At 45.3% G+C, this 10,277-nt stretch carries 7 protein-coding genes and 2 pseudogenes; 3 read left to right on the forward strand and 6 right to left on the reverse strand.

The genetic code is table 11. The features are described 5' to 3' along the window. Window positions 1–9 precede the first annotated feature (9 nt). From KDX39_RS20165 to KDX39_RS20180, 4 genes are all read right to left on the reverse strand, one after another. On the reverse strand, window positions 10–948 hold the full coding sequence (locus KDX39_RS20165) for a PD-(D/E)XK motif protein (protein ID WP_231661571.1): 939 nt from the start codon (window positions 946–948) through the stop codon (window positions 10–12). After that, the gene (locus tag KDX39_RS20170; protein WP_231661572.1) at window positions 941–3,667 is read right to left on the reverse strand and encodes a Z1 domain-containing protein; all 2,727 of its coding nucleotides are present in this window, start codon (window positions 3,665–3,667) and stop codon (window positions 941–943) included. Before KDX39_RS20170 ends, KDX39_RS20165 begins: the two co-directional genes overlap by 8 nt. After that, window positions 3,664–5,130 (reverse strand): ATP-binding protein, encoded by a 1,467-nt coding sequence (locus tag KDX39_RS20175; RefSeq protein WP_231661573.1) that lies wholly within the window; start codon window positions 5,128–5,130, stop codon window positions 3,664–3,666. Before KDX39_RS20175 ends, KDX39_RS20170 begins: the two co-directional genes overlap by 4 nt. A gap of 186 nt (window positions 5,131–5,316) precedes the next feature. Continuing rightward, complete coding sequence (locus tag KDX39_RS20180; protein WP_231661574.1) at window positions 5,317–6,930, reverse strand: DNA cytosine methyltransferase; 1,614 nt, start codon at window positions 6,928–6,930, stop codon at window positions 5,317–5,319. Between the two features lie 27 nt (window positions 6,931–6,957). On the opposite strand from KDX39_RS20180, the gene KDX39_RS20185 reads away from it, so the two are divergent. Beyond that, entirely contained in the window at window positions 6,958–7,377 is a 420-nt protein-coding gene (locus tag KDX39_RS20185) for a very short patch repair endonuclease (protein ID WP_231661575.1), read from the forward strand. A gap of 333 nt (window positions 7,378–7,710) precedes the next feature. Beyond that, window positions 7,711–8,265: a BRO-N domain-containing protein gene (locus KDX39_RS20190; RefSeq protein ID WP_231661576.1), complete on the forward strand. Its 555-nt coding sequence runs from the start codon at window positions 7,711–7,713 to the stop codon at window positions 8,263–8,265. Window positions 8,266–8,324: 59 nt separating this feature from the next. On the opposite strand, the gene KDX39_RS20195 is transcribed toward KDX39_RS20190, so the two are convergent. After that, window positions 8,325–8,615 carry a hypothetical protein gene (locus tag KDX39_RS20195; protein ID WP_083186017.1) on the reverse strand — a complete coding sequence of 97 codons (291 nt, stop codon included), beginning with the start codon at window positions 8,613–8,615 and terminating at the stop codon, window positions 8,325–8,327. Between the two features lie 783 nt (window positions 8,616–9,398). On the opposite strand from KDX39_RS20195, the pseudogene KDX39_RS20200 reads away from it, so the two are divergent. Then, window positions 9,399–10,118 (forward strand): annotated as a pseudogene (locus KDX39_RS20200) (DUF6861 domain-containing protein); the annotation flags it as partial. Window positions 10,119–10,178: 60 nt separating this feature from the next. On the opposite strand, the pseudogene KDX39_RS20205 reads toward KDX39_RS20200, so the two are convergent. Next, window positions 10,179–10,277 (reverse strand): annotated as a pseudogene (locus tag KDX39_RS20205) (IS5/IS1182 family transposase); the annotation flags it as partial.

The raw sequence follows: 10,277 nt of genomic DNA on the forward strand, positions 1-10,277 counted from the left end.
CACCCCTCACTAAAAAATAGTGAATTTAAATTCTTTGCACTTTGAAAGGTCGAGCTTATAATTTACATCACTGATACCTGCGGGTAGAGCGTCTGACATAATGCATGGAAAGCCTGAAACCACGCTGTAAGCCGAACATTCTCTCATCGCAAAATTCAGTTCATTGTATTCAGAACGCTCTATATAACCAATTTTAAACAAAGACCTATCAAACAACATCCTAGCCTCATAAGAAGCGCCAAACAAAGACTTTAGCCTTTTCACAAGAGAATTAAGAGTAAATGCTCCTGTAGAAGAAGGAGAACAGTTAGCTAATTCAAAAACAACCAAAGTAATAGAACGATTTCTAGTATCGAGTTGACGCTCAGAAGATATCGTGATTGCGCTGGCTCCCGGCCTAACTGTTTTTATTTCCCATGCAATCGTATTCATTTGAAAATCTTGATCGGCTAGGTACGGACCAACCCAACTACTAACTGCAGGGCTGCTGCCGTATATCTCGACCATCCTCTGTAGATACAGAAGCTCTCCACAGAGACCTCTAATCTCCGCTTCTGTCAAAAGACCTACGCCACCTCGTTCAAACAGCAAACGCCAACTCATCAACCTGTTTAAAACAAATTCTAATGCCACGGAAGCGTCAGAAATATCACGTGATGATTCTATTAAATCACCACAAAGCAAGGTAAACATATCGAGGAGCGAAAAATCCTCAAGCGTTAAAAACAAAGACCATCGCCCGTCCGGCCTTATAACGGTTTTAATATTGACTGACTTCAAGCCACTTTGAAACTCTGGTTTTTCATCACAAATCAAAAGTAATGTATGTCTAGAATCGCTATCGAAACCTAAATAAAAATCCAGTAAATGAGTAGAATCAGTGCGACTAAAACCGCTTTTCGTGTCCTCAACGAGGCATAGTCTCCAAGACAACACTGAGTTATTCATCATCTTCTTCGTCATCCTCATCATCGGACTGAATGTTTGATGCATCGCCTGAAAGAATATTTCTTAACTCTACCAAATTTATCCTATAAGAAATTCGATGACTAGCGACGTCAAGCTGGGGAAAGCTAAGCCCTATAGCAACTAATGTTTCACAACCTTGTGGAACAACCGAAGCGGAATTTTCGGTATCTTTTTCCTGTATGAGATGAATAAGCAACAATGGTCGCTGGCGAACAGCAGTGTATATATGACCTGGTATATTTTTTGTTTTATTCTTAGGATCGGATCGAAACGCTTTCTCAACGTTTTCTATTTCCAGTGCTTCCAAGCCTATCTTTTCATCAGCCGCAGACCCCACTCGCAATTTAGTGCCGTTTATAAGCAACGCGCGAATGGCATTATCATCAGTTATTCTACGTTGCCTCGGATTCACCAAAACCCCTGAAACGAACTCAAAGCAATCACCACGCCCGCTAGGAAGAGCAACGTCCCAAGTTTGGAGTTTATGGTCATTTGAGTTTTCAATAAAATCGGCCAAACTAGAGGTTTGTAGCTTTATACTGAGCGGATGACTTATAAAAGCCCGCAAAAATTTAACTATTAAATCCTTCGAAACCCTCAACCAAACAGGAAAATCTTTTTGGACTTGCAAATTCCTCTCTGAAACATCACGAATAAAATTTTGTGCAGCTTTGTAATTGCCAGCTAGCACCGCAGAATCTTTTAGCAGCCTAGGAGACTCTAGGCTTTCTTGCGTTATAGATACCGTCTCAACTATTTCATCGGTATCACGCATTTTATTCTTTGCGGTGATCATTAAAGACTCAGGATGAGATCTAACCTTTAACCCGAAGTCGATGGGTTTGAGCCTTGATAACTGCATTCTTTTGACAGTATTTCTCAGCTCATCAGTAGCCTCAGATATATGCGAATAAAAATCGAACATCTCGTCAGTCATCCAAATCTTAAAAAGATCCTCGTAACCCACCCTATATCCAAACCATCGACCCATTTGAAGCAATGCGTCGTACATTTGCGTACCACGGAAAAAATAGCTAACGCAAAGTCCCTCCAAGGTGAGTCCCCGAGCTAGGCTGTTGCCGCCAACAGCGATCACCCTCAATCCAGACTCTTTATAAGATGAATAATCCAAGCTTGCTGGCCCGCTTTTTTGGTTCACCGCCACTACTTGAATCGGTAAATTAGCTGCTGTTAAACCAGCTTGGATTTCACTCCATGGTATATTCAGCTTACTGTAAAACCTATTAAAACACTCATACAATCTGCGAAGCGATGTATTACGCAATGCATCGACAGTCGCCAGCGATGCATAATTCCTAATATCTGACTGCATTGAGCGAACTTCAAAATCCAGTATATTGCGCACTTGGTTTTGAACAAGCGTGAAATGACTGACATTTACCAACATAGACCGATGCCTCGGCATATCTGAGCGCAAATCCATAATCGTATTAACGATAAAAAAGCAAAGGACCGCGTCAAGTAGGCTATCAGGTACTGCCTCGATTAGGCTATCTGAGGATTGTCCTTTTGGAAAGTATTCCTCAGCGTCATCAATACTTTCAACACAATCAATATCTGCTTTTTCACCGAATATTCTATGAGCCCCAACATAATTAGATGGCGCATCAAGCGAATATATGAAATCACGAGGAAAGAGATCATCCCCCTCCATTTCACTTGTACTATCAGGATTTATAAAAACATTAGCAAAAGGCGTTGCCGTAAACCCTACATAGCTAGAGCGGGGAAAAACATTTAATAGCCCTCTAACCCCTGAATTTATAGCGGTAGCTTTTACAGGGTTGGTATTGATGGAAGCGTTATCAGCCTCATCATCTATAAGCAAAAGTGGTAAATCTATATTCCCGGATCCATTTGCATTAAAAGTAAGAAGCCAATTGGCAAGATTTTCTAAGATCCGTCTATTCTTTTTTACCACTAATAAAACCGGCTCTTTATAATCTTTTAGCTTGAAGCCTAGTTGATTTATGGTAGCCGCCTTGAAGTCACCCACTGTCGAAGTAAACACACCAGCAGATCTTGCAGCATCTATCAAACCGACACCAATCTCCTTACGATGGCGCTTCCGATTATTAACAACGCCAGAACTATCCAACCCTACAAATCCTGAATCCAGTCTTTCCTGCGTTTGCCTTCGCAAGCTTTCTAGAGTCCCTGTGAGTAATATAACCAATTTATAACCAGCATCTGCGGCTTTACATATAAGACCTGTGTAATTAGATGTTTTACCGGATTGAACATCACCCATTACAAGCCCACGGCGAGGCCAACCTATAGAAGCTTTAGGGTTGCCCAGTAAATCTAATATATCATCTGTAACTTTATCTAAAGAACTAACAACCTTGGGGCCCCATCCTTGTTTAAGCAGGTCTGTTTGATAGCGATCCCAATAGAACGGATCTATGTCAGCTTTTCGCGCACTAAGCCAAGGATTGTGCTCATCGTAGACATAGCTCCCAAGCCCCATATCTACGGTCAATGCCACATGTAACCGTTTTATAACCTCATCAAACTCCAAGTCAGAAACAGAGTAGATTGGTAAAGCTCTAAGACAGTTGGACAGCTCAAGAATTTCGGATTCAGTTGGAATGCCGTCAACTGTTAGAGTTGTGATAACGCCTAGTTCTAAACGACGTCCGTTGACTGACAACTGCCCTCTAGCCTCATTACTCATAGCTCATATTCCTTTATAATATCTTTAGTCAATTCAGGATGTAAGTTAAACGGCTCTAACAGATGAAGTGTAGATAATAGTCTTGAACGCAAAGCTGAATCTTTAGGCATCTGAGAAAACAGTGTCCCCGCCAAGTGCCTCAGCATTTCAATAGCTTCAACTTCGTTAAATCCAGATTTAATATCTCCAGCCATCCGAGAATAAAACAGATCCGCTGGAAAGGAACTTTCAATAACACTCAGCAATAGTTCAAATACAGGAATACTATTATCCGGCAAACTTTGTCGATGCTGAAAAATCAGAGGATGATTACGATTTATATCGTAACGAACACTGCCCCTATCGATAATTTCATTCCAACCAGGAATTACATCCAGAGCTTCAATTTTTCTACCTTTAAAAATAACAGTTCGTCCACTGACCTCCCTTATCCTCTCAACCGTCCTTTTAAGATTTGCTCTAACAGCTTCTGGAGGATGAGCTGCAGATTTTTTTATATCGAGAGTCCAGAGATAATCTAAAGAGTTAGGTATATCAACTCTAACCCTAGCCAACTTACTCAACTCATTCTTTCTCGCCAGTCGAAACCAAGTCCCCCAGATAATAAGCCTTTTATTTCTGTAAATATAAAATCCCTGCTGGCTTTTTATGCCTTCACCGCCACCAGCGCGCTTAATATCAGAAGACGTCATTTTGTTCAGATGAGGTAGTATATAGGGCTTAACCGAAACCTTCTGACCTTCAACTTTAAAGTTATCGTCATCTAATATTTGAGTAGACTTATGCTTAGTCCAAAAAGGATCCACCCCTTCAAGAACCGCCCCATTTAAGGATATTTTTAACCGCTTTTTGGAATTATCATCTAAAATAAATCGATGAAATACCAACGAAATATGATCATGCACATATGACATCTTTTCGTTCATAGCGGATTCAACCGATTTTTCACCAGCGGTTAAATTATCTAAATTTTGCCATACTACGACTGTACCAGACTCTCGCTCATTTAAATCTCTAAAATGCGGAAGTACTTCCCAATCCTTAGGATCAAGGGCAAGCATGACCCAATTACCACGACTTATTACAATATCCAAATCCCAGCAAAACGCACTGATACATCCTTCATATTTTGAAACTACGGTAAGACGACGACACTGCGACAACGAAGATGTTTTCAGTCCTAGACCATAACGACCCATGTCGTCACTTTTCCGCTGGTGCAGAGGGCTTGTGCTCCCATGCCTCATGGCATCTCGGAGAACATCTGAAGACATGCCTACGCCATCATCAATAACGGCTATATATGGCCGATCAAATGGACGAAACTCAATATTTATAGTTTTAGCTTTAGCAGATATACTATTATCTATTAAATCTGCCAAAGCAGATTCCAACGTATAACCAATAGATCTCATCGACTCAAGAAGAGAAGCCGCATTGGGTGGGTTTTGAACTTCTCTCATAAAAAATGCGCCGATTGAGCATTCCGGACAGTAACCTTATTTCTACTCAACATTCCATGTTCCCCGATCAGCAGGCGTTGCTATTATGACTCAGTAATCCCATGCGCTTAGGCTAAGCTCGCGCTCATCAGTAAGCCACTGGCCATCATTCATGTCATAAAACAAGCAAAAGTGCAAGTTAACTTCTTACTCAGAGGAAAATTCCTTCGATAAGATATTTGTTTTTCTTGAAATAATTCTTTCAATTACAGCAGCGATATTTTTTGCAAGCAAAGGCGGTACAGCGTTTCCGACTTGGTGATACTGCTGAGTTCGGTTCCCTAAAAAGAAGTAGTTATCTGGAAAAGTCTGCATACGAGCAGCTTCTCTTACTGTGAGACTTCGGCATTGATTCGGATCATAATGTATAAAATAATGTCCATCTTTGGAAATATGACTAGTAATAGTAGAGGATGCTTGGTCTCTTACTTGAACTCTGAATCTGTCACTAAACTTACCAGTTTCCCAGTTTTTATGTAGCGGTGCTAAACCTGGCAAATCGAACTGACCATGACCTTTTGGTGAAATATTATGTGCTTGCGCATAAGTTGCCGCATAGACGTAACGCTTCAGATCTGAACTCATATGCCCTCTAGCTTCATGATTTAACCAAACGCTTAAATCCGGATCCAAGAACCATTCGTCTAAATGATCGTCATCAATCTTGCCGCTCCAATATTTATCCTTGGCAACGCGCAAACTTCCTGTTCCGAATCGCCCTCCTGAGAAGGAGTCTCTAACGATTTTCAACTCTACCTCTAGCAAGATATCTTGCTTTCCTGACAGCAGAAGGTCCCTACGCAAACTGCTCAGGTGGTCCAATACTTCACGGCACCAGCTGTCAGGATTATCATTACCTCGAGAAAGTGTACTTCTAAGTGGCGGTAGATTTCCGATCATATCGCTTACTGTAGCTCCCTTCATAGGAGTCAGCTTATGCTCTTCTGAACCATCGACATATTCTTCGGAAATTCCGACTAGTATTACGCGATGTCGACTTTGAGGAATGCCATACTTTTCCGAGCGAATGACAAAGCCACTAAGGTCAAGATCGTCTGTACTCATACCAGACTCATAAAAGTCATCGGACGCTAATGAAAAGATCTTATACTTTGCACCTACACCCGCTTTAAGGCCAAGAGCTGCGTCAGGATCGGCTAAGTCTTTTAATATCTGAGGAAATATTTGTTCTCCACCTATTTTCGAAGATAGAATACCTTTCACATTCTCCATAACAAAGACGGCAGGTTTTTTACTTTGTATTATCCTTAAATACTCTCGGTATAAAAAATGTCTACTGTCGTCCTCGGCCTTGTATTCAGAGTTCCCCTTGTTTCTTGCCCGCCCAACTAGTGAGTATGCTTGACAAGGAGGCCCACCAATTAGAACCCATGGCTTACTCGTATCAAGTTTCTCATCAAGTATAGCATCTAGCTCCGAATTACCTTCTGGAGTTCCAAGTTTTATCTGGCGTGCTTCGCGGTCCGCATAGGCCCATTGCTCACGGCTATTTTCTGTCCATGGTTGGATAGCACCGTCAGTCTCGCAGAATCGGTAATAATCCTTTAATCCATCCGGATTCTGGCTTTTTAAGGCGCGATAAAAAGCTCTTAGCCTAAGCGTATTTCTCGCGAACTGATCCATTTCTGCGGAGACTAACACTTCAAAGCTTCTTCCATTATTTAGTGAGGAAAAGCCTTCGCCAAGGCCACCGGGACCGGCAAAAAGGTCCACGACCTGCAAGGGCTCATCTTTCTTCATGTGTAAATCTGCCAAAGGGTGAACGTAATGGACGTCGTAGACAGTGCGACACGATCGAGAATGATGTCTGCAATCAAGGGGAAAAACACGCGCCCCGAGCTTCTTGTGAGAAAATTTCTTCATGCTCATGGATTTCGGTTCCGGCTCCATCGGAAAGATCTACCTGGAAATCCCGACATTGTAATGCCGAAACTGAAGACCTGTATATTTGTCCATGGATGTTTTTGGCACAGGCACGCCGGATGCAGGTACGCAACCATGCCGAAAACAAGACCTCTATTTTGGGCTGAGAAATTTGCCAAAAATGTGAAAAGAGATCTTCAATCGTCCTTGACCCTTCAGCAATCAGGCTGGAGGGTGATCACAATATGGGAATGTCAGCTCAAGGACCCCAAACCTGTAATGAGTGCTCTTATAAATCAGCTAAATGAGTCGCAAAACCTCTAGACACGGGTTCATGACCGCATCAATTAAACCGTAGCGCTTCTTGTGAATATTTTCAGAAATCTCCTACAACGTCGGACCTTGCCCAGACTGCCAATGCCACCTACCCTCTGCACCGCGCCTAAGAAACGCCAAGAAATCCAATGTAGCGGCCTGATCGCTTCCGATAAATGCGGCTTTGTACCTGCGGCTCTCGGCCGCGCGTACTAAAATCTCTGTTATGTCGGGTGTGGACTAATACAAGACCCGAAAGGGGAATACGTCCGGCCTTTCTACATTGGGGTTTCTTAGCTCCCGACACCCAGCCTAGAAAGCTGAAAATGTAGAGATTACGTCATGTCTAATTTTCTATCAGACCTAGCAGCAGATGCATTACGCCCCACCCTCTTCCACCGCCACAACCGCCCGCTTCAAGCCCTCCTCTTTGAACACCAGCCCTGGTTCAGCGCCCGCGATCTGGGTCGTCTCATCGGCTGGCCGCTGAACGAGCGGACGATGCGTAAGCTCGATGCGGACCAGTACCGGATGATGACGCTTGAGCAGCACAGCGGCCCTGAGTCGGAGTTGATGGTGAGTGAGTCGGGGGCTTACGCGATGTTGGTGCATCACTATCATGCGGAGAATCGCGGACTGCGGCAGTGGTTGACCAACGAGGTGGTGGCGACGCTGCGGGACGCTGAGGTGCCGTCTGATGATCACGCGCCGCACCTGAGTTTGCTGCAATGGCCGGCCTTGTCGGTGAGTGTGTTGCATTGGCAGAGCGAGCCGTGGATCAGGCTGCGGGACATGCCATTGATGGTGGCGCATCCGCAGATGCAGGTTCAGCCGGCGCCGCGTCGTGTTGGCAAGCCGTGGTGGCGTTCGGCATTGCCGGTGTTTCGGCTGGGGTAGTTACGATAAAGTGGCCGCAACCCTGAGTCACGGCCCGGTATAACCAGATAATGCCTCGGTCAGTTTTTTAAGCGACTGCGGTATTCGCTGATCATTTCCTTCGTTACGTCTTCCTTGAAGCAAACCGGCGCATAACCGCCCTCTCGGCTGTATGCGCTGCGCTTGCCGCATCGGCTGCCATTACGGGCTGAGTTGTAAGGGCAAGGGCAATTGCCGGAATAGCCGTCAATGGAATCCTGGATGATTGCTCTGACAATGGTGGCATCTGAAACCGTAGCTTCTTTGGCTTGGGCGGAAAACGCGCACGCCAATGCAAGTACGGCGAGGAAACTCATCCCTGTCTTTCTCATGGCTATTCCTTAGCTGATGCAGACGAATGTCTGTTGCAAGGTTTTACCATGACATCATTGTGCCATCAAATGATTTTATACGTCGTGTCGTGAGGTCTATCTGTAACCCAACTGAAAGAACGCTCATTCATCAGCACGTGAGGGCGCTTTGCGTTGATCAGCATTGAAAAGTCCGAGACAAACCATAGCGTCCAAATAAAGTGGAATCAGCTCGATACCGAACCGGTGCAGACATCACGCAAGAATCACGGTTGTCGCTGGTAGCGTCGGAAGTCCAGAGATCCGCGCTGCCCTGCGAATGGATAAGCGTTAGTCTCTAGACCAACAGGAAACTGGTCACTACCGCCGTAGGAAAACTCTCTATTCCTTGGACGGGCAAATATTTTGTTGTAATCAAACAGGATGAAACGCGATCTTTCGTTAACAGGTAACGGCACCACCCGTTGCCCTTATGTCGGACATGGACTCGTCTTGCTTAGATTTACCGGTTCAACATTCACTCAGGGAGAATTGAATGCTATTGAGAGGCGTCGTGCCGTCATGGTTTGACATAGAAAATCGCATCACTCATGCGATGGGCTATCAAGGGGGGAGCGCAACTTATCGCACATATGCGAACTAGGTTTTGTACGAAAAGTCGGCGAGCGAAGGTCAGGCAAGGCAAAAACAGGCGAGGAAGCGGAGTCTACGTGTTGTAAATGAGCATTCCGAGCCTGTTTTTAACGCAGCATCACCGAGCGCAGCCACTTTTCGTACAGAGCCTAACGAGTTGATTCCATTGGGCTCAAGATTCGCCGCGTCAGTAGCGTCAGGACTGCGTTCATCCATGCTGAATGGGAAGCAGGCCGCGTATTGAGGCAACGCTACGCAGACCTCGACATTTCCAGCGTTCTGAACGATCTGATGGATGCCGTGAGTCAAATGGCAATGATCGTCGCAGGTAGCGTATTGACGGGCGCGACCCTCGGTGCAGGCTTCGGAGCTTTCTTCGGCGGCGTAGGCGCGGTTCCATCAGGTGTTGCGGGCGCAGCAATGGGATTGCAGGTCAGCACCTGGATACTCGGCGTGCTCGGTCTGGAGTCCATCGCCGAGTTCTTCATCGACGGCTTACCGAAGATTGCTGAGCACTACGTGAGAGGTATCAAAGCCGCATGGAACGGACCTCGCGGCGAGCCCGGCCTGAGTCCTTTTATTCAGGATGATCCTTATGCTCAACAGAGTGCGACTCATCACATCGCCCTGGGACATGTTGAAGTCGTGACTCTGCTTCTGGGCGCCATCGTCGCCTACCTCACGCGAGGCAGAGGGAGCGCGACAGTACTCGCGCAGGAAATGCGAGCCAGCCCCAAGGGCGCGCGTTTGGGTCAGTGGATGCTCGAGCATCAGGACAAGCTGAAAAGACGGCCCGATCTGCAGGCATCAGAACCGCGTAAGGGTTCGTTGGCAGATCAGGAGGTTCCGCAAGCTCATAAACCAAAGGCGAAAAGTGCAGAGGTCCAAGAGAAACAGACTTCAAAAGCTCCAAACATAAGCACAAATACGATCGATTTCGAAGGGCACGTCCTAGGCTCTGTACGAAAAGTACTGTCTCAAACACCGCATGGCACAAGCCAGTGAGACCATTGCCGCATAACTTTTTCCGAGTTTGTCGAAGCGTGTAAC

The organism is Pseudomonas sp. CDFA 610, assembly GCF_021147865.1.
In the GTDB taxonomy this organism is placed as follows: Bacteria; Pseudomonadota; Gammaproteobacteria; order Pseudomonadales; family Pseudomonadaceae; genus Aquipseudomonas; species Aquipseudomonas alliivorans.

Excerpts from the sequence above, each read along its gene's own strand:
- KDX39_RS20165 (WP_231661571.1), bottom strand. The coding sequence starts at position 948 with ATGAATAACTCAGTGTTGTCTTGGAGACTATGCCTCGTTGAGGACACG.
- KDX39_RS20170 (WP_231661572.1), bottom strand. The coding sequence starts at position 3,667 with ATGAGTAATGAGGCTAGAGGGCAGTTGTCAGTCAACGGACGTCGTTTA.
- KDX39_RS20175 (WP_231661573.1), bottom strand. The coding sequence starts at position 5,130 with ATGAGAGAAGTTCAAAACCCACCCAATGCGGCTTCTCTTCTTGAGTCG.
- KDX39_RS20180 (WP_231661574.1), bottom strand. The coding sequence starts at position 6,930 with ATGAAGAAAGATGAGCCCTTGCAGGTCGTGGACCTTTTTGCCGGTCCC.
- KDX39_RS20185 (WP_231661575.1), top strand. The coding sequence starts at position 6,958 with ATGGACGTCGTAGACAGTGCGACACGATCGAGAATGATGTCTGCAATC.
- KDX39_RS20190 (WP_231661576.1), top strand. The coding sequence starts at position 7,711 with ATGTCTAATTTTCTATCAGACCTAGCAGCAGATGCATTACGCCCCACC.
- KDX39_RS20195 (WP_083186017.1), bottom strand. The coding sequence starts at position 8,615 with ATGAGAAAGACAGGGATGAGTTTCCTCGCCGTACTTGCATTGGCGTGC.